This window comes from Actinoplanes sandaracinus (assembly GCF_030009775.1).
Taxonomy (GTDB): Bacteria; Actinomycetota; Actinomycetes; order Mycobacteriales; family Micromonosporaceae; genus Actinoplanes; species Actinoplanes sandaracinus.
In genome coordinates, this window is the sequence record NZ_JASCTH010000014.1 from 8,343 (window position 1) to 26,940 (window position 18,598).

Here is an 18,598-nt window from a genome sequence, read left to right on the forward strand (position 1 = left end):
TGTTGGGGGGGGGGTTTGGGGGGGTGTGCACCGCCCCGCCCCCCGGGGGGGGGGCCGGGGCGCGCGGGGGTCGATTGCGGGTGGGCGGGTGCCCTGCCGGGCAGTTGGCTGTCAGTGGTTGAACGGGATCTTGCCGCCGCCCGTTGCGCTGGTCATCAGGATAAACGCGGTGTGTAGGTGCGTCACGACGTCGTTCATGATGGGTGTGCCGAAGATGTCGGGTGCGTCGACGCTGACACCTAGTTTGTGCAGTAGTTCCATGGCGTTCTCAAGGGCGGTGTCGGCTACTTCCGGGGTCACTGCTTTTTCGGCGGCGACGTTCAGGGCTAGCAGGGGGCTGATGGTGCGGGGGGTGGTGGTGTCCGACATTGTTTCCGCCTTCCGGATGGGATTTGCTTTCCTGTCCATGGACGCTCGATCCGAACATGAAGTCAAGGCCGTGAATGTGCGGAATATCACGTCACGGGTTTATAGCCTGACGCCTTGTTGCGCCATGAATGAAACGGGATCAATGGCGTTGCCTTCGTGCGCCGGATAGCCGTTGTGGATCTCGAAATGCAAATGTGGGCCGGACGAATTGCCAGACGAACCGACGTAGCCGATGGGTTGTCCCGCCGTGACGGTCTGGCCGACGGTCACGGCCGGTTGGCGCACCATGTGGCAGTACCGGGACACGATGGCGCCCGCGTGCCGCACCTCGGCATACCAACCGCATCCGCCGAACCCCGGATGCCCGTCGGTGTCGCACGGCGTCGGGCCGTGGAACGGGCCGTCCCATGATCCGCCGCCCGCGTTGCATCGCACCCGCACCACCACACCGGACGAGGCCGCCCTGATCACCGCGCCCTTGTCGGCCATGATGTCGGTGCCGTCGTGTCCGGGCCGGTCGGCGGTGCGGAACCCCGACCCGGCGACACCGGCCACGGGACGCGTCCACCCGGACGCGGCAATCGGCGCTGTGTCACAGGTCGGCAGCGTCCTGCCGGTGTAGGCGGCCACGATCGCGGTGGCGCGGGTTTCGTGTTTGGCGTAGGCGTTCGGGTACGCCGACCGTTGCACCCGCTGAGCGGCCTCGGTGACCGGCAGCGATGGCCACCCGGGCACCGTCAGGAGGCGTTCGTAGAACTTCCCGGCGGCGTAGTCGGGGGTCATGATCTGGGCCGGGGTGCCCCATCCCTGACTAGGTCGCTGCTGAAACAACCCCAACGAATCGTGGTCGTTGCCCGCCCCGAGGTTCCCTAGGTTGATCAGGTTGGATTCCTGAAGGGCTGTGGCGACCGCGACCACCCACCCGCGCACCGGCACCCGCATCCGCTCACCCACCGCCACGATCACCCGGGCGTTACCGGCCTGTTCGGCGGTCAGCCCCGCCGGGGTCGCGCCCGGGGCGGTAACGGCGCCCAGACAGCCCCCGCCGTACCCGCCCCCGTAACCACCCCCGCCGGACACAACCCCGATGATCCCGGCGGTGGCCCCGGCGATCAGGACCACGACCGCTACCAGCGCCACCGCGATCGCGGTTACGAGCCGTCCCACGGCGCACCGTTCCCGGCGGGGGCGAGATCGGCCACGCTGACCCGTCCCGGGTCGCCGACGACCCGCCACACCGGTCCCGCCGGGCCGCCGGGCGCGTTGTCGGCGGCGGCGGTCGCCACGGTCACCGCGCCCGGCACCCCGGTACGGGCGAGGTGGGCGTGCAGGTTGGCTTCCCGGACGGCGGTGGGCAGCCAGAACAGCACCGGATACGCCCGGCGGTGCGGCAACGCGGCGTAGCCGGTCAGCTTGCCCGCGACCCGTGACAGGGCTTCGGTGCCGAGATCGGTCTCCAACCAGAACGGCACGCCGCGCCCGCTGACCACCCATACGCCGTGACCGTCGGGGCGTACAAGATTGCCGGTGGCCTCGCGGCATTGGGCCTCGTTCCACCACCGGCTGAGTTCGGTCCCGTCGTGGGTGCGGGCGTACGCGGTGAGCGCGACGAAAAACCCGTTGGTGGTCAGCAGGTGCGCAAGGGTCGGGGACGTCGCCAGTCGGGCCGTGGCGTCGCGTACGGCGCCGGGCCGGGGCATCGCCTCGCCGCGTCCGGCGGCGAGGATCGCGGCGCCGATGGGGCCGAGGCACCACCGCCAGGATTGCGATCCGGGGCGCTGGTAGTGGCGGAACCGGTCGAGGATGTCGCGGTCCAGGAGCAGGTTGAGCCGGTTGCGGGCACGGCCGAGGGTGCCGAAGGCAACCTCGGCGAGCTGGTCGGTGGTGAGGGTTTGATGTTGGTCAAGAAGGTTGAGTAGGAGCCGATCTCGGGGGGTGAGCCGGCCGAGTTCGCGGGCAACGACGGACGCCGTCAGGCGAGCACCGGTAGGGGCCGAGCCTGAAGGGCTAGTAGGAGTGATATCTCTTATCAGTCGGTTCCGGTCCACCAGTCCTCCTCAGCGCCGCTGACGTGCGGGTATGACGTGGTCAAGGGGGCGTGTTCAGGGGCGTTCTCGTGGTCGTTGGCCCGCTCGTTGCCCGGCTCGTTGGAGTCCTCTAGTGAGCGACCCCCTTGAACAGCGAAGGTGTTGTGACCCACCAGATCCGCTGGGTTGCCCACCGTCGGAGACTGCTCGGCCTCGGCCGTGCCGGCGGTTGCCGCAGTGCCGATCAGCTCCCGCCGCTTCGCGGTCTTGAGTCCGGTGTGCTCTCGGGCCGCCGCGCGCAGCGCCTCGGAGCGGCCTCGTTTGGCCGGCGTAGGTGGCTCGGTGTCGGCGGTGACTGGAGGCACCACCCGGCCGTTCGCGACCGGGCGGAGTACGACCTCGTAGCCGCCGAGCCGGATCAGGTCCCCGTCGTCCAGGTACGGGCGCAGGTGGCGGGCCTGGTCGATGGCGTCGCGCGGGGCGAGCTGGAAATACACCTTGTTACGGGCGTTGGCGTCGATCGCCTCGGCCATCTCCCCGGACAACTGTCCGAGGTACTGATGTGCCAGCAGCCAGGAGACGTGCAGGCCGCGGGATTCGGCGAGGGCGTCGTCGATGCCGATGGGTAGGTGCAGGAAGTTGTGGCACTCGTCCAGGGCCACCATCGCGTCCGGGCGGGCGGCTTCGGGGATGCGGGCGCGGGCGGTGGTGGCCTGCCACAACCCGGACAGCAGCAACGACCCGATCAGGCGGGTGCCGTCCTCGCCGATGACGCCCTTGGGTAGCCGGGCCAGCAGCACGCCGCCGTCGAGGATGTCGGCGAAGGAGAACGTGGTGGCGGGCACCCCGAACAGCGAGTTCGCCATCGGATGTGCCAGGACCAGGCGCAGCCTCGACAGCAGCGGAGCGACCAGGCCGGCGCGCTGGCCCGCCGGGAGGGCGTCGAAGCCTTCCCAGAACTCGCCGAGGGTGTTGCCCTCCCAGGCGTTCAGTGACCGCACCACGGCGTTGACCCGCTCGGCTCGCCACTTCGCATCCGACAGCAGCCGCGGCAACTGGGCGAGGGTGGAGCCTTCCAGGTGGGCCAGGGTGAGCAAGCCGTGGTAACAGATGTCGGCCGAGCGGTGGCCCCACCAGCGCGCCCACACCTTGCTCATGACGGCGGTGACGTTGGCGGCCACGTCGTGCGGGGTGCCGCCGTGCACGGCCGGGTCGAGCAGGTTGATCGCCGGTAGGGCGCTGGTCTCGTCCGGGTCGATCAGGACGAGGCGGTCCCCGGCCTCCTTCGGAAGCCGGTCGAGCAGATCACGGACCAGGTCGCCCTTGGCGGGGTCGAACGCGGCGACGCCGCGTCCGGCCTCGACGTCGTCGAGGATCATGCTCATCAGCAGGGTGGTCTTACCGGTGCCGGTCGGGCCGAGGACATGCAGGTGGTAGCGGCAGTCTGGCAGGGAGATCCCGATCCTCGTGCGGGGGCCGGCGTTGGCCACGCCGATGACCTTTCCGCCGAGGCCGTGCCGTTGGTCGACCGGGACGAGGTTGAGGCGACGCTCCGGCTCCGGGTTGCCGCCGGCAGTGGTGGGCGAGGCGGTCACGGGGCACTCCAAACGGCAGGCGAGTCCTCGTCGTTGTCGTCGGGCTGGGGCGGGTCGGCGGGCTTCGGCGGGGCCGGGCGTGAAGTGTCGGGGCGGCGGGTGGCGGGTCCGGCGCGGAAGACGTCGCGGCCTCCGAGGCGGCGCCGTGACGCGGCGGCGGGCAGGCCGTAGGTGGCGGGTTCTGCCGGGAGTCCGGCCAGGGCGGCGGCCTCACCGACGGCGGCGAGGTTCATCCGGGCCTCGGGCGCCCAGCGCTGCGCCGCCGCGGTGGTGCCGCCTCGCAGGCGCCGGCGGGTGAAGTGCGCGGAGAGTAGCCCGAACCCGCTGGTGATGTCGGCGGCGGCGGACAGGGCGGCGGCCTTGGTGGGGCCGGTGCCGGTGGCGTAGACAGCGATGAGCAGGTGCGGGGCGGCGGTGAGCTTGCCGCGCGCCTGCCGCGCCAGCTCCGCCATGTACGGGTCGGTTCTGCCGGACGGGTTCCTCCGCGCTGCCGGACCAGGGGTGAGCAGGTTGAGCACGCCGAGGATCAGCGCCCGCACCCCGTCGGCGAGCAGCCCCGCCGCGCGGGACGCGCCCCGGCTCTTGCCGGCGCGTTCGGGATGGGTGGTGGCCCGGCGCAGCATCCTCATCCGGTGCGCCGGTGCCCGGCTGATGTGCACCTGGAGCAGGCCGCCGCCGGTGCGCCCGGCCGAGGCGAGCCCGTCGAACACCGCCCGCAGCCGGTCCTCGTCCGGCGGGGCGCTCTCCCAGTTCCTCGAGTTGGCGGTGCTGGTGTCGTCCACCAGCGGCAACCAATCCGGCTGCGTCGGCAGCAGCGCCAGCGTGGTCGCGGTCCCGCCCGGCACCCTCGGCGGGGTGGCCTGTTCGGCGCGTACGCCCGGCCAGGCTCGCTGCAACAGCCGCAACACGGCGGTCGGGTTGACTCCCGGCGGCAGCCACAGCCCGGCGCGCATCCCGTGCGGGTCGGCCTCGACCTCCCAGACGATGCGGGCCGGGCGAAGCGTCCACCGGCTCGGCGCGGGCAGTGCGGTGGCGAGCAGCCGCCACAGGCCCACGGTGGCGGCGGGGGTCGCGGTGACCGGCGGAATGATGTGCAACCATCGGGCCTGAGCGGCGTGGCGGCGCCACATCCGGCGCCGCCACATCCGCCATGCCATCACGAGGGTGATCAGAACGACGAGCGCGGCGAGTAACAGCGGCCAGTGGGCGCGGACGAACCCAGCCACGGCGGCGGGGGCCTTCGGTCCCCATGAGCCGCACAGCAGCTCACCGGGTACGCCGTCGGGCATCCCGGCCCGACCGGGCACGCACCCCGCCGGGGACGGGGACGGCGCGGCCCAAAGCGGGAACGAGTGGTGTGACAACGTGGTGAAAAGTGACATGAGGGGCTCCGAACGCTGGGACGGGTTACCGGGCGGTGGGCAGGCCGGTCACGACCAGGTCGTGTTCGACATCCGAGGCGAGGCTGTGGAACGCCACCCGCGAAGATCCACTTGCGAGGAGTGCGTCTCCGCGGGAGCAGGAGAGAAGGAGCGCCTGTTCGCCGTCGGTGAGCCCGAACGCGGAGGCGACGGCTTCGATGGCCTGCGGTGCCTGGCGCAGCAGTACCTGCGTGGCCGCGTTGGAGACCACGGCCCGGCCGACCTCGGTGGCGAGCACGTCTGCGGCGTCCTGGGTGATCACGCTCAACCCGGCTTCGTACTTGCGGGCGCTCTTGGCCAGCCGGAACAGGAACTGCGCGCCCAGCCCGGCGCGCAACATCAGCCATGCCTCATCGACCAGCACCAGCCGCCGGGTCGGCGTGGCGCTGCGGTGGGCGGTGCTGACCGTGCGCCAGATCGCATCGAGGATCAGCAGCGTTCCCACCGGTTTCAACTCCTCCGGCAGTTCCTTGATCGCGTAGACGACCAGGTGCCCGTTCGCCGCCGTGGTGGTGGGGCCGTCGAACAGGCCCTTGAAACTGCCGGCCACGTACGGGTGCAACCGAGCCGCCAGAGTGCGCCCGGCGTCGCCCGCGTCCTTCAACGCCTCGGCGACGTCCGTCAGCAGCGGCGCCGGACGCCGCCAGGTGCGAGCGTCGGTGGTGATGCCCTTGCCCCGGTAGGCGGCCAGCACCGCGACGTCCAGGGCGGCGGCCTCCTCGGGGCCGATCGGTGCACCGCCGGTCAGGACCGACACGAAGGTTTGCAGGAACAGCGCGCGGCGCACGAGGGCGTCGTCGCCGTCCCCGGCCGACAAGTCGAGGGGGTTGATCCGTACCCCGGGGGCGCCGGGGCGGATGATCGTCCCGCCGACCGCCTCGGCGAGCTTGATGTATTCGTCTTCGGGGTCGATGACGAACGCCTCAACCCCCAGGTACAGGTTGCGCAGCAGGTCGAGTTTGGCGAGGTAGGACTTGCCTTCACCGGAGCGGGCGAGGATGACGGAGTTGTAGTTCGGCTGCGCCCACCGGTCCCACACCACGACACCCGGTGAGTGCAGGTTGAGGCCGTAGAGCACGCCCATGCCGGTGTCTCCTGCGGTGGTGGGCAGATCGGGACTGGTGAACGGGAACGCGGCGGCGAGGGCGTCGGTGTCGAACACCCGCTTCATCCCAAGGGCGTCGAACGCCAGCGGTAGCCCGGTGATCCAGCCTTGGAGCTGCCGCCACGTCGCCGGCGCGACATCGAGCAGCAGCGACGACGCCAGAGCCCGAACCTCGCTGACCCGGTCGGCGAGTTCGTCTTCGCTGTCGGCGTGCACGGTCAGGTACAAGCCGAGCCGGAACAGCCGGGCCTCGCCTCGGGCCACGCGGGCGGCCAGCTCGGCGGCGTCCGCGGCGGCGGCGTCGAGTTCGGGATCATCGAGACGGCCCTTGGTGGCGTCCTGGCGGCGGCTCGCCTCGAACCGGCCGCGCTGCTTACGCAGCCGCTGCGAGGCGATGACCGGCGGGACGGGTTCGATATGCAGCGACACGTCGACCCGGCCCGGATATGCCAGGAGGGGTTCGAGCCAGCCGGGGCCGACCTCGGCCGGGTAGCCGGTCACGGCGAGAGCGGCGGTGTAGCCGTCCCCGACCCGTACCGACCATCCCCCCACCTCGACGGCGTCCGGGCTGCCGGGGACGACCGTCCCCGACTCGGGGACGGCGGTCCCCCGGCGACGTGACATTAGGTTCACAGCTCCTCGCTTTCATCAGGCTCGGCGGCGGGCCGTCCCCGAGTCGGGGACGACTCGGCGGCGGGGTTGAGGGCGCCGGCCAGCGTGGCGGCGGCGGCGAGCGGGTCGAGGACGGTGGCGGCGACCTCGCAGCCGGACAGCGCCCGCACGGTTTCGGCGGCCTGATGGCTCGTGTTGCCGGGGCTGCGAGTGCTGCGCACGGCGACGGTGACGTGCCGGTGCAGCAGCTCATGGCGGGCGGCCAGGTCGTCGAGGAACTCGACGTGTGACCGGGCCGCGTCTTCCAGGGCCGGGTGTGGCAGGCTCGGCGCCCGGGTCAGTAGCCGATCGCCCAGGTGGGTCAGGTCGACGCGCTGCGCCCGGACGAGGATCTGCGCCGCGCCGTCCAGCGAGTGCAGCCAGCGGGCGAACCCGGCAACAAGGCCGTTCTGTTCGGCGGGGGTACGCAGCCCGAACGCCACCGTGGACGCGGCGACGAGGCCGGTGGTGCCGTCCGGGCCGAGGTCGATCAGGCCATCAGCGGTGATGCCCTTCGCCGGGAGCCGCAGCGGGGCGGGCAGCGGGAGCCGGTTCCCCGGCCCCCGCGTGGTGGTCACCCACGCGGGGGCCGGGGTGATCGGTCCCTCGGACGGGACGAGTTGACGCTGCGCCCGCCGGTGGCGCAGGCCCGCCAGTAGCCACCGGTCCAGGCTGATCCCATCGCGTCGCCCGACGGCCAGGAAGAACACCGCGCCCAGGATCGGCACGCAACAGGCGGCGAACACCAGCGGCGGCACCACCCGTACCAACGCGGTCCACGCCGCGTACAGCACGAGACCGGTGACGGTGAGGATGACCAACTGGCGGGCGGTCAGACCGAACGCGATGCGATCAGCGCGCTCCACGTCTGCGGGCACGCGGGCGCGCAGCGGCGCCTCATCGTCTCGGCGGCTCATCACTTACCTCCTCGGGGACGGCGCCGCGCCGGCGGCGGGGACGGCGGGGACGGGGACTTGGCCGGACGGGACGACGGCGGGGACGGCGCCGTAGCCGGGCTGGACGGCGGCGGGGACGCCGGAGTCGGCGGCGCCGCTCGGAACACCGGACACGTGCTTCCGGTCGGCCGAGGCGGGGACGGCGGCGGGGTGGCCGGCGCCGGTCGAGACGCCGGGGACGGCTGCGATGACGACGCCGGGCGCGGTGTCGGCCTCGGAGTGACGGTGGCCGGTGGCCTGGTCACCGGAGGGGGACTGCTCCTGGTGGCCGCCGGGCGAGGACTGGCCGTGCGGGACTCGGTGGTGGGCCGCCGGGCCGCCGTGGGCCGCGTCCTCGGGGTCGGCGGTGCGGACGAGAACACCGGGGTTACGGGTGCCGGTGGCCGGCGCGGGGCGCTCTGCGGCGCCTGCGGAGCCGAGAACGTTGCCGCTGGTGGCGGCCCTGCGGGGGCCGAGTTCGCCGGTGAGGTGGTGGCGTTGCTGAACGTGGCCGGGGCGGGACGCCCGGCGGGTCGAGCAGTGCTCGGCTGGGGAGGGTGGGGGTGGGAAAACGGCGCGGCGGGCGTCGGGCCGGTCGGGGTCGTTGCCGGGGTGCCCGGCTGCTGCGGGTGGCTGAATGGGGGCGCCCCGGCGGCGCCAGCGGGCACCGGTAGTGGTGTCTGTGTGGTCGGCGGGTTGCTGAACGCCACCGGGGCGGACGGGGACGGCCGGGACGGCGCCGGGCGCGGGGTACCCGCACCATCCCTGGCGGCGGAAACAGGCCGAGCGGTACTCGTGCCCGTCCTGGCGCCCGCCGTGCCCCGGTTGCTCTGCTGGGCCGCTGGCTGCGGGCGAGTGCCCCCAAGCAGCCCGGCTGCGGCGCCGAGGGTCTTGAACATGACGTATGCCTGTAGGAGCTGCCCTACCAGGCCTCGTCCCTGGCTTTGCAGGCCCAGGGGGCCGATGACGAACTGCTTCATCAGACCGGGCAGCTTGATCAGCAGCCACAGCATCGCGAGGCAGACCAGCACTCCCAGGAGGCCCTCGGCGCTGGCTGGCACGCCGAGCAGGACGAGGCCGCTCGGGGTGAGGAACACCCGGATCGTGGTCAGCACGATCACCGCTTGGGCCAGTTGCAGGCCGAGGCAGGCACCGAACGCGCGCCACCAGGTGTAGGCCAGGCCCTCGGTCTGCGGAGTGGCATGGCAGATCAGCGCCAGGGGGGCGAAGCCGGTGAGGGCGACCAGCAGCGCCACCCGCATCACGAAGATGATGCTCACCGCGAGGGCGAGGACCAGCGCGGCGATGACGAGCAGTACGAGCAGGATGTTGACGTTGCCGCCGTTCAGCGGCTGGATGAGGATGTCGCTCATCGCGTCGGCCGCCCTCGATGGGTCTACGCCTTGCCCGACGATGGCGGCGGTGACAGCGTTGGCCGCCTCGATCGCCTTACCGCAGAGCATCAGGCTGACGTTGGACAGCACCGCGGCCAGCACCAGGCGGGGTGCGATCTGTTTGAGGCCGTACTGCGTTTGCAGCGTTTCGCGGGACGTGATGACGAAGGCGCCGGCGATGACGAACAGCACGTAGATGCCGTTCGCGGTGACCAGAGTGGTCTTCCACAGGGCGGTGACGTGCGGGCTCGTGGTCAGGTCCGGCGTAGACAGCACCGTGGAGCCGAGGGTCTCCATCACCGGGTTGATGGCCTTCTCCGCCATCCACGCGAAGAACCCGTGAATGGCCTTGCGGATCTGCCCCGGGATGTCGTACCAGGACGGATCGTCGTCGTCCCCGCTCGGGGACGGAGCAGACGGCGGCGCCGGTCCCGGGGACGGCGCAGGCGTGGGCGGGGACGGCGGGACGCTGGGTGTCGGCCCGCCCGGCGGCGGGGCGGGAATCGGGGACGGCACCCCGGGGACGGGAGCGGGCGTCGGGGACGGCGCGCCCGGGGCGGGGGCCGGTGCCGGGGACGGGTCGGCCCATGCCGTCCCCGCGAGCACGGGACCGGCGGCCAGGCCGATGCCGAGCACGACGAGAGCGAGCAGCCGGGTACGGCGCGGTGGCGTGAAGTGGGCTGCCATCACGCCACCCACTGACCGACGATGGTGACGAACAGCGGCGCCAGCATCGCCAGCGCGTAGCCGATCGCGGCGGACTTGAGTGCCAGCTTGGCCTTCTCGACCTCGCCGGGGTCGCCGTTGGCGGCGGCGTAGCGCAGCCCGCCGACGGTGAGGAACAGGGTGGCGACGGCGACGAGGATGCCGACCAGCCAGGTACGGATGTTGTTGACGACCTGTTCGAGGGACTCGGCCGCGTACGCGGCGTCCGCAACGAGCGCGACCGCGACAGCCGTGCTGGCGGTGACCGCCACAGCCGGGGCCATACGTTGCACCGTGCGGCGCAGGCGACGGCCAGGCCGGTCGGTGACCGGGCGGCGCGGGGTCGGGCTCGGGCGATGCAAGGGGCGGTGGTTCATGGGACCGGGCACCTCCAGGGCAGCCCGGCCCCACACCCACGAGGTGTGGGGCCGGGCAGGCGAGCAAGGGGTGGTGGTGACCTCGACCGGCCGTGGTGGCCGTCCTCCTTCGAAGGGGTTTCGGCGGGGCCGTTGCGGGGTGTCAGCGCCGTCAGCGGGGCCGGTCGAAGAAGGTCACCGGGTGCGGAAAAGTCCCGCACTAAGAGATACAGATTTCGGGTCTGTTTTCGACATTGGGCCGTAAAGATGCAGGTCAGGCGTGCTGGGCGGGGTCCGGTGCGATGGTCATCGTGGCGTCGGCGATCACGGCCGCGTCCTCGTCGGACAGCACCCCGGAGCGGATCGCCGTGACCAGGCGCTCCTCGGCCCGGTCACGGGCCTTGTAGACGGCCTTCGTCGCCTTGCCGAGCCGTGCGGCGTAGTCGGCCACCGACACCTCGTCGAGGCGGGTCGCGCCGATCAGTTCGGCCTCGCGCGGCGTGATGACCCCGGTCGCCACGGCGCGGGTCAGCACCACGTCCGGGTGTCCGGCGGTCGGGGCGGACACCGGCGCCTGGACCAGCGCGTTGGTGCGCGGCTCGTCGGTGCGCAGCGCCGCACGGGCGGCCGTGAACGTGGCGGATAGCAGCCGCTGCGCCACCTTGGTCCCGCCCGGCTTCACCGTGCGCAGCGCCGTGACGAAGGCGGCCAGCAACTCGGCCTGCACGTCCCCGGAGAAGGTGCGCAGCCGGTAGGCCGCCGGGTGCAGCCCCGGCAGGGCCACCCCGACCGCGCCCACGACCCAGGCCGGGCCGTCGGTGCGGGCACGGCTGATGAGCAGCCGCCACACCTGGTCACTGGTGGCGTAGCCGCAGGAGGGATGCATCAGGATTGCGGACAGCTCCGACAGCGGGATCCGCCGACGCGGCAGGCCCCCGCCGAGGGTGGCGCCGTCGATCGACAGCGGCTCCGGGCCGGTGGTCAGCAGCCGAAACGAGTTCGCGGCGACGTCGAACGGCTGGTCGCCGAGGACGAGACGAGGTCCGGCCAGGCCGGCGGCGGGCAGCACGGAACGAACGAACTGAGACATGGAGGGTCCCCCGAGAAGTGGGTGAGGGATGCCGGCGCCTCGCTGAGGGCGTCCGGCGGGAACAGCACCCATCTCGCCACTCGGGTGTAACAGATCTTGAACACTGTTGATTTTGCTCAAGGGTCACGCCGCGTGTTCAACCCTTGCGCTAGCGCGCAGATCGCCGCGCCAAGCCAGCCATGCTGCGCGCCCGCCGCCGCGCCATGCCGGAGCCGTCGAACTGGGTGTTCAACCCCTGTTGCCGCCGGTCGCGCGAAGCGGTCCCGGACGCTGCGGAGCTGGCGTGAACATCGATGTCCGCCCCGCTGTCGATCGCCTGTTGACGGCGGGCTGGTACGCCTTCGCGGCGAGGCGTGTTACACCCCCGCGGCAGAGGTACGAGCACCTCGGGAGCCACTGATGATCTTGTTACACCCCAAAGTGATCTTGTTATAGAGGCTGACGATCTTGTTCAACCTCAATGGCGATCTTGTTATAGGTGGCCGCGATCACCAACACCTCGATCGGGGCCCACAGACGCGGACGGCGCCTTCGCGTCGAGACTGTGACCTGCGTGTTCAACCCAAGGTTGATCTTGTTATAGGTGCCTGGCTGGTGCTGTCACGGGGTGCGTGGCCGGGGCCGATGTCGAAATCAGGCCCGAAATCTGTATCTCTATGTGTCAGCGTTCGTCGGCGGACATGGCCCACCGCACCCATGCCGCAGACCCACCCCACCGATACCCGCCCGACCCGGGCACCCGTCGGACTGCTCCTGCACCCCGCCCACACCCACCGGCCCACCGACCCGGCCGGGCGCGTCCTGCCCGACTGGTACGGCATCCACCCCGACCACGTCGCACATCTGATCGCCCGCTACACCCGCGACGGCGACACCGTCCTCGACACCGACGCCCATCCGAGCGTCGCGGCAGCTGCCGAATACCTGCACCGCCACCCCGGCCTCACAGTCATCCACCGTGAGCGTCTGTACGGGCGGCCCGAGCCCCTCGACGAGCACCCGGCGGCAGCGGCTCGGCCCGGCGCCGGACTCGTCCTGGCCACGCTGCCCCGCCTGGACGTCGACAGCCGCGACCCGCACGCCGTGAGCCAGGCACTCGGCGCGTGGCAGGCGCTGCTACGTCCCGGCGGCTTCCTCGCCGTCCTGCTCACCGCCGGGCCGGGCACCGCAGCCATCGGGCACCGCTCGACGGTGATCGCCGCCGCCCGCACCGCCGGACTGCTCTACCACCAGCACATCCCGGCACTCCTGGTGCCGCTGCCCGAAACCGACCCTCGTACCGAAGCCCGCCCCGCCGCCCGGCCACCGCTCATCGCGGGCCGGCACCGCCGAGCGCACCGAGACCTCCTCGTCTTCGCCACGATCACCCCGGAGGCCGCAGATGTCTGAGTCCCCGACCATCCGCGCCACCAGCAGTGTCGTCCCCGGGTTCGTCCCCGCACCACGCGCCGCTTCCACCACCGTCCCCGAGTCGATCCCCGGCGTCGGCGCGAACCCCACCGCCGTCCCCGCCCAGGGTGCCGGTTCCGTCGCCGTCCCCACGCCCGTCCCCGTCCCCGGCTCCGTTCCGGCCGCCGTCCCCACGACCGTCCCGCGCGGCGAACCCGCCCCGGCACCGCCCGCCGAGGGGCCAACCTGGTCGGTGTGGCTGACCGGACAGCAGCCCTCCCGGGAACTACGCCGGGGCCGGTACACCCCCGAGTCGATCACCCACCCGGGCAAGATGCTGCCCACCATCGCCCGCTACGCCATCCACACCTACACCGACCCCGGCGACCTCGTCCTCGACCCGATGGCCGGCATCGGCACCACCATGGTCGAAGCCATGCACCTCGACCGCCACGGCGTCGGCGTCGAATACGAATCCCGCTGGGCGGCGCTGGCCGCCGTCAACATCGCCCTCGCCGAGAAACACGGTGCCCCCGGCACCGGCGCTGTCTACACCGGCGACTCCCGGCACCTGCCCTCACTACTGCCGCCACAGATCCGCGGCCAGGTCGCTCTCGTCATCACCTCGCCGCCGTATGGATCGTCCACTCACGGCCACGCCCGCACCCCTGGCGCCCGGCGCGGAAAGGTTCGCAAGATCCACCACCGGTACGGGGGCTCCGACAACCTCGCCTACCGCAACCACGGGGAACTAGCCGAAGGCTTCACCGAAATCCTCACCGGATGCCGGGCGGTCCTGCGGCCCGGCGGACACGTAGTCGTCACCGCCCGCCCGTACCGGCGACACGGCGAACTCGTCGACATCCCCGGCATGGTCGTCGCCGCCGGAGAAGCGGCCGGGCTGGAACTGGTCGAGGAATGCGTCGCTCTGATGGCCGGCGTCCGCAACGGAGTCCTGGTACCGCGGGCGTCCTTCTTCCAGCAGAAGAACGTCCGTGACGCCATTGCCAGCGGAGACCCCCAATGGATCCCCCAGCACGAGGATGTCCTAATCCTGCGGGTCGGACTCAGATGAGCCGACCAAAGGAAGCCGCGTCCGGCTCGCCCGACCAAGCCGCAGCGCCGGATCCATCGGTTCAGCTCTACACAGCAGAGCAGGCCGCCGCACTTCTACAAATCAGCCCATGGTGGCTCCGCCGGAAGGCAACGGCCCGCCAGGTGCCGTGCACCTTCGTCGGTAAGTACCTGCGGTTCTCAACGGCTGACCTCGAACACATCATCCGAGCAGGCGCCCACCCGGCTACGAGCAGAGACGGCCGCTCCGTACCAGATCAGCAGGCTTGATCCTGTCGCCATCTGGCACGTCCATGGTGCCTGACCACTACCACGGTCACCCCCCCATCCGTACATTGCATCAGGGAGCCCACATGGCATGGGTAGAAAAACGCGGTGACGGCTACCGGGTCCGCTACCGGCGCCCGGACGGCACCGTCGGCACCGACAGCAGCCACCCCACCAGGAAAGCCGCCCAGACCCGCGCGAACGCCGTCGACACCGAACGGCAGCAGGACACCTACATCGACCCCAGCGGGGGCAAGATCACCCTCCGGGAATGGGCCGACATCTGGCTAGAGGCCCACAACGTCGGCGCCAACACTGCAGCTAAGTACGACACGTACCTCCGCGTTCACATCCTGCCCCGCTTCGGTGACTGCCCGCTCAACGCCATCACACGAATGATGGTCAAGACCTGGGTCAAGGAACTGAACCAGCGCCGAGCTTCATCGACCGTGGCCGACATCCTCTCGGTGCTGTCCATGCTCATGGGCGAGGCCGTCGAGGAGCGCAGGATCGTCACCAACCCCTGCCGACGACTCCGCCCGACCGCCGACCTCAAACCTGAGCGTCCCTGGGCCACAGAATTGCAAGTTCTCGCCATCGCCAACCATCTAGGCCCGGCCGAGGCCACCCTCGTCGTCACCGCCGCCTACACCGGCATGCGCTGGGGCGAACTCGTCGGACTGCAACGGCAGAACTGCAAACTCGACGACGCCCGCATCCACATCGACCCCGACGTCGGCGCCCTGCACGAGATCGCCGGCCGACTCGAACTCGGACCGCCGAAGACACCGGCCGCCGTACGCACGATCTTGCTCCCGCCGTTCCTCGTCACCCGGCTACGGGAGCACCTCGACACCCACGACCACTCCCACATCTTCGTAGGCGCCGACGGAGGCCTGTGGCGTCGGTCTAACTTCAGCCGCCGCTTCTGGCGGCCCGCCACCGACGGCAACCCCAAAAAGCTGATCGCCCCGGTGATCCCCGGCATGCACTTTCACGACCTCCGGCACACCCACAAGACCTGGATGATCGAGGACGGCATTCCCGAGGTGGCACAAGCCAAGCGGCTCGGCCACCGCCTCCCCGGCGTCCGGGGGATTTACAGCCATGTCAGCCCCGCCGTCGAGCAGCGCCTCGTCGATTGCCTGCAGAAACGCTGGGAGAACACCGGCAACCCGTGACTCGTTTGATGACCACTTTCCCGACACAGTGGTGGTCACGTGGGGAGCGCACAAATCAGGCCTAGGAGAGGTCACCCCTGGCTGGGCGGCGTTGCTCCCCATCTGCTCCCAAAACCATGACAAAACACCCGCTGTCATGGATCATGACAGCGGGTGTTTTTGCAGCTAGATGGCTATGTGGGCGATACTGGGATCGAACCAGTGACCTCTCCGGTGTGAACGGAGCGCTCTCCCGCTGAGCTAATCGCCCTCAACGAGATGGAACTCTACTAGACGCCGGCCCCAGGAGGCGAACCAGGGGTCACTGTGACTTGAGCCAGTCCAGGCTGACCTGGAAGAGGTCGATGCCGAAGCTGAGCCGGACGCTGGCCCAGACGACAGCGCTGATGAACAGCATGCCGGCCAGGCCGATGAGAGCCCGGATGGGCAGCGACTGCCTGCCGATCCAGTGGGTCCAGCTCTGCACGTGCCGTTTGGTGAAGGCGAGCAGTCCCCTGGCCCAGTGGAACTCGATGGCGAGGATGGCGAGTCCGAGGATCACGATCGCCCAGCCGGGGCCGGGGAACGGGATCAGGACGATCCCCACGGCGACCACCAGGCCGCCGAGGATGCCGACGCCGATTTTCAAAGCCAGCCGGCCAGTGGAGTTGGACCGGATACGGTCGAGCACACGCACGTTTGAAGACCCCGTCGTCCGGTTTTACACCCATTTCATCCCCCAGTGTCCTGGGGCCCCGTCACTACCCGGGAGGAATGGACGTTACCGGAGTAAGTCAACTGCTGGGCCACCGACGCCGGGCGGAACCGAGTACATGGGCAGAACAGGACAAGATATCGCTTCGCGTCCTGTGCGGAAGGCTTTTCGGAACCGTCTTCCCACTACTGGGTGAGATCAGCGTATGGCGGAGCGTAACGACAGGGATCACCTGAGTATGGGAAACGCGGGGTTCACCAGCCTCGCAGCGGTGCCGGGGGGAGTTCGTCCATGAGTACCATTCGTCCAACGACCGTCGAGGTCGAAACCTCGCTGCGGCTCGTAGCGCCTGACGCGACGGCACTGCCCGTGCGCGCCAGTCTGCGGTACGACCCAGCCGACCCGTATGCGGTCCACGTGTTGTTCCACGCAGAATCAGCCGGTGGGGAAGCCGTGAGCTGGTCCTTTGCGCGTGAACTGCTCGTGACCGGGCTCGACGAGCCGGCCGGGATCGGCGACGTCCGGGTCTGGCCGTGGGCCACGCCACGGGGTGACTTCGTCGCCCTGGCGCTGTCCTCGCCGGACGGGAACGCGCTGTTCGAGGTGCCGCGCAGCGTCCTGGTCCGCTTCCTGCGGCGCACCTACGTGGTGGTGCCACGCGGCCGGGAGTCCGACCATCTGGACGTCGACGCGGCAGTCAACCGGCTGCTGGCGGGCCGATAGTCAGGGCAACAGCGATAAAGGGGCGACCCGCGCGGACACTGCCGGTCTGCGCGGGTCGCCCTTTATCCGGAAAAGTAATCGATCTCCGAAAAGCAATCGGAATCGGACGTATAGCGAATACCGAGCCGGAAATCGGACATTTAACTCACTCGGTGCGCTAGTGGGTGCGAGCACGCGCATCGACGACTACCGTCAGGCGCGATGTCAACACTCATTCAACACACCGAGCCGGCGTCCGCCAGTCTTCCACCGGACTGGTCGGGCATCGGCGCCTGCGCCCTGCCCGTGGCCACCGGCGCCGGCACCGGCTTGCTGAGTAGTCACGCTCTCGTGCTCACGGCCACCGGACGGCTGGCGGCTGAAGTCGACTTCGCCGAGCGTCTCTGCGGCCCCGGCACTCTGCTCTGGATCCGACCCGGCCAGGCGGCCCGGTTCGGCGATCCACCGGACGACACGATGACGATCGTCTTCCGCACCGGGCTGTTCGATCCGGAGGAACTGCCGGGCCTGACTCCCGACGATCCGACCGGGCCAGCCCGCGAACCGCTGGCATTGCCCCGCCCGGACGTCTTCCGATCGGCCTTCGGCCACCTCGCCGCGGACGCCGGCGGAACACCGGGCCCGGTCACCGCCGCTCTGTTGCGGCACCAACTGGCCGCGCTGCTGCTGCGGATCCGTGCGATCGAGCCGCCCCCCGATCTGGCCGGTCACGTCGAACGCCGCACGTTCGAGCGGTTCCAGCGCCGGCTGGAGGAGGGCTACCCGCACACCCGCAGGGTCGAGGACTACGCCGGCGAGCTGGGCTGCTCGGTGCGCACGCTGACCCGGGCGAGCCTGGCGCTGAGCGGCCGCACCGCCAAGCAGGTGGTCGACGACCGGGTGGCGCTGCAGGCCCGCCGGCTACTCGCGGCGACTCCACTGTCGGTGGCCGAGGTGGGCCGGGTGCTGGGTTTCGGCGAGCCGACGAACTTCGGCCGGTTCTTCCACCGGGAGACCGGCCTGAGCCCGGGACAGTTCCGAGCCCGGTTCACCGGTGGCCGTCCAGGAGGGATACCCGGACAGCGATCACCCTCGGACTGAGCGTAATTCCCATAACTCCCTGGGGTATGTGCATCGGCGGATGCACGGGCGGGGCATGATAGTCAGGTGCAGATCTCCGCGCGCGGCGACTACGCGGTCCGGGCCTCCCTCAGTTTGGCGCAGGCCTACCCCGCACTGATGTCCGCCCAGGCAATTGCCCAAGACCAAGAGATGCCTCGGAAGTTCCTCGAGGCAGTGCTCGCCGATCTGCGCCGCGCCGGTGTGGTGCGCGCGCAACGAGGCGCCGAGGGCGGTTACACGCTGTCGCACCCACCTCGGGACGTGACCATCGGCCAGATCCTGCGGGCGGTCGACGGCCCGCTCGCCGGCGTGCGCGGCCTCCGTCCGGAGGAGACGCAGTACACGGGTGCGGCGGAGAACCTGCCGAACCTCTGGGTGGCGGTGCGTGCCGCGGTCCGCGAGGTGGTCGACGAGGTGAGTCTCGCCGAGCTGATCAGCGGGCGGATGCCGGCGCACGTGCGCAAGCTGACCACCCGGCCGGACGCCTGGCAGCCTCGCTGACGTTTGTGAATCGATGTCAT

At 70.6% G+C, this 18,598-nt stretch carries 18 protein-coding genes and 1 tRNA gene; 7 read left to right on the top strand and 12 right to left on the bottom strand.

Annotation, left to right across the window (positions count from 1 at the left end; genetic code table 11):
- Positions 1 to 111 precede the first annotated feature (111 nt).
- The 10 genes from QLQ12_RS21495 to QLQ12_RS21540 all read right to left on the bottom strand — a co-directional run bounded on the left by QLQ12_RS21495 (position 112) and on the right by QLQ12_RS21540 (position 11,648).
- Positions 112 to 369, bottom strand: coding sequence for a hypothetical protein (locus QLQ12_RS21495; protein WP_282762038.1), 258 nt, complete (start codon positions 367 to 369; stop codon positions 112 to 114).
- A gap of 99 nt (positions 370 to 468) precedes the next feature.
- Complete coding sequence (locus tag QLQ12_RS21500) at positions 469 to 1,536, bottom strand: M23 family metallopeptidase (protein ID WP_282762040.1); 1,068 nt, start codon at positions 1,534 to 1,536, stop codon at positions 469 to 471.
- Positions 1,521 to 2,345, bottom strand: a complete 825-nt coding sequence (locus tag QLQ12_RS21505) for a replication-relaxation family protein (protein WP_282762284.1) — start codon at positions 2,343 to 2,345, stop codon at positions 1,521 to 1,523. Before QLQ12_RS21505 ends, QLQ12_RS21500 begins: the two co-directional genes overlap by 16 nt.
- A gap of 53 nt (positions 2,346 to 2,398) precedes the next feature.
- The gene (locus QLQ12_RS21510; RefSeq protein WP_282762042.1) at positions 2,399 to 3,991 is read right to left on the bottom strand and encodes a type IV secretory system conjugative DNA transfer family protein; all 1,593 of its coding nucleotides are present in this window, start codon (positions 3,989 to 3,991) and stop codon (positions 2,399 to 2,401) included.
- A complete protein-coding gene (locus QLQ12_RS21515; protein WP_282762044.1) occupies positions 3,988 to 5,373 on the bottom strand; it encodes a hypothetical protein in 1,386 nt (461 codons plus the stop codon). The genes QLQ12_RS21510 and QLQ12_RS21515 overlap by 4 nt, the downstream gene beginning before the upstream one ends.
- A gap of 25 nt (positions 5,374 to 5,398) precedes the next feature.
- Positions 5,399 to 7,150, bottom strand: coding sequence for a VirB4 family type IV secretion system protein (locus QLQ12_RS21520; RefSeq protein ID WP_282762046.1), 1,752 nt, complete (start codon positions 7,148 to 7,150; stop codon positions 5,399 to 5,401).
- On the bottom strand, positions 7,147 to 8,085 hold the full coding sequence (locus QLQ12_RS21525) for a PrgI family protein (protein WP_282762048.1): 939 nt from the start codon (positions 8,083 to 8,085) through the stop codon (positions 7,147 to 7,149). The genes QLQ12_RS21520 and QLQ12_RS21525 overlap by 4 nt, the downstream gene beginning before the upstream one ends.
- Positions 8,085 to 10,184 carry a hypothetical protein gene (locus QLQ12_RS21530; protein ID WP_282762049.1) on the bottom strand — a complete coding sequence of 700 codons (2,100 nt, stop codon included), beginning with the start codon at positions 10,182 to 10,184 and terminating at the stop codon, positions 8,085 to 8,087. Before QLQ12_RS21530 ends, QLQ12_RS21525 begins: the two co-directional genes overlap by 1 nt.
- Positions 10,184 to 10,579 carry a pilin gene (locus tag QLQ12_RS21535; RefSeq protein WP_282762051.1) on the bottom strand — a complete coding sequence of 132 codons (396 nt, stop codon included), beginning with the start codon at positions 10,577 to 10,579 and terminating at the stop codon, positions 10,184 to 10,186. Before QLQ12_RS21535 ends, QLQ12_RS21530 begins: the two co-directional genes overlap by 1 nt.
- Before the next feature lie 253 nt (positions 10,580 to 10,832).
- Positions 10,833 to 11,648, bottom strand: a complete 816-nt coding sequence (locus QLQ12_RS21540; protein ID WP_282762053.1) for a hypothetical protein — start codon at positions 11,646 to 11,648, stop codon at positions 10,833 to 10,835.
- 696 nt (positions 11,649 to 12,344) lie between these two features.
- Here QLQ12_RS21540 and QLQ12_RS21545 point away from each other — a divergent pair.
- The 4 genes from QLQ12_RS21545 to QLQ12_RS21555 all read left to right on the top strand — a co-directional run bounded on the left by QLQ12_RS21545 (position 12,345) and on the right by QLQ12_RS21555 (position 15,559).
- Complete coding sequence (locus QLQ12_RS21545; RefSeq protein WP_282762055.1) at positions 12,345 to 13,037, top strand: polysaccharide deacetylase family protein; 693 nt, start codon at positions 12,345 to 12,347, stop codon at positions 13,035 to 13,037.
- A complete protein-coding gene (locus tag QLQ12_RS21550; protein WP_282762057.1) occupies positions 13,030 to 14,112 on the top strand; it encodes a TRM11 family SAM-dependent methyltransferase in 1,083 nt (360 codons plus the stop codon). The genes QLQ12_RS21545 and QLQ12_RS21550 overlap by 8 nt, the downstream gene beginning before the upstream one ends.
- Positions 14,109 to 14,381 (top strand): helix-turn-helix domain-containing protein, encoded by a 273-nt coding sequence (locus tag QLQ12_RS46900; protein WP_328518295.1) that lies wholly within the window; start codon positions 14,109 to 14,111, stop codon positions 14,379 to 14,381. The genes QLQ12_RS21550 and QLQ12_RS46900 overlap by 4 nt, the downstream gene beginning before the upstream one ends.
- 83 nt (positions 14,382 to 14,464) lie before the next feature.
- The gene (locus QLQ12_RS21555) at positions 14,465 to 15,559 is read left to right on the top strand and encodes a tyrosine-type recombinase/integrase (protein ID WP_282762059.1); all 1,095 of its coding nucleotides are present in this window, start codon (positions 14,465 to 14,467) and stop codon (positions 15,557 to 15,559) included.
- 178 nt (positions 15,560 to 15,737) lie between these two features.
- Here the strand turns inward: QLQ12_RS21555 and QLQ12_RS21560 are convergent.
- Positions 15,738 to 15,809 (bottom strand) — tRNA-Val (locus QLQ12_RS21560).
- A gap of 51 nt (positions 15,810 to 15,860) precedes the next feature.
- Entirely contained in the window at positions 15,861 to 16,235 is a 375-nt protein-coding gene (locus QLQ12_RS21565) for a TIGR02611 family protein (protein ID WP_282762061.1), read from the bottom strand.
- A 309-nt stretch (positions 16,236 to 16,544) separates the two neighbouring features.
- Here QLQ12_RS21565 and QLQ12_RS21570 point away from each other — a divergent pair, with 309 nt between their 5' ends.
- From QLQ12_RS21570 to QLQ12_RS21580, 3 genes are all read left to right on the top strand, one after another.
- Complete coding sequence (locus tag QLQ12_RS21570; protein WP_014446635.1) at positions 16,545 to 16,976, top strand: SsgA family sporulation/cell division regulator; 432 nt, start codon at positions 16,545 to 16,547, stop codon at positions 16,974 to 16,976.
- 201 nt (positions 16,977 to 17,177) lie between these two features.
- Complete coding sequence (locus QLQ12_RS21575) at positions 17,178 to 18,056, top strand: helix-turn-helix transcriptional regulator (RefSeq protein ID WP_282762071.1); 879 nt, start codon at positions 17,178 to 17,180, stop codon at positions 18,054 to 18,056.
- A 66-nt stretch (positions 18,057 to 18,122) separates the two neighbouring features.
- Entirely contained in the window at positions 18,123 to 18,578 is a 456-nt protein-coding gene (locus QLQ12_RS21580) for an RrF2 family transcriptional regulator (RefSeq protein WP_282762073.1), read from the top strand.
- Positions 18,579 to 18,598 lie beyond the last annotated feature (20 nt).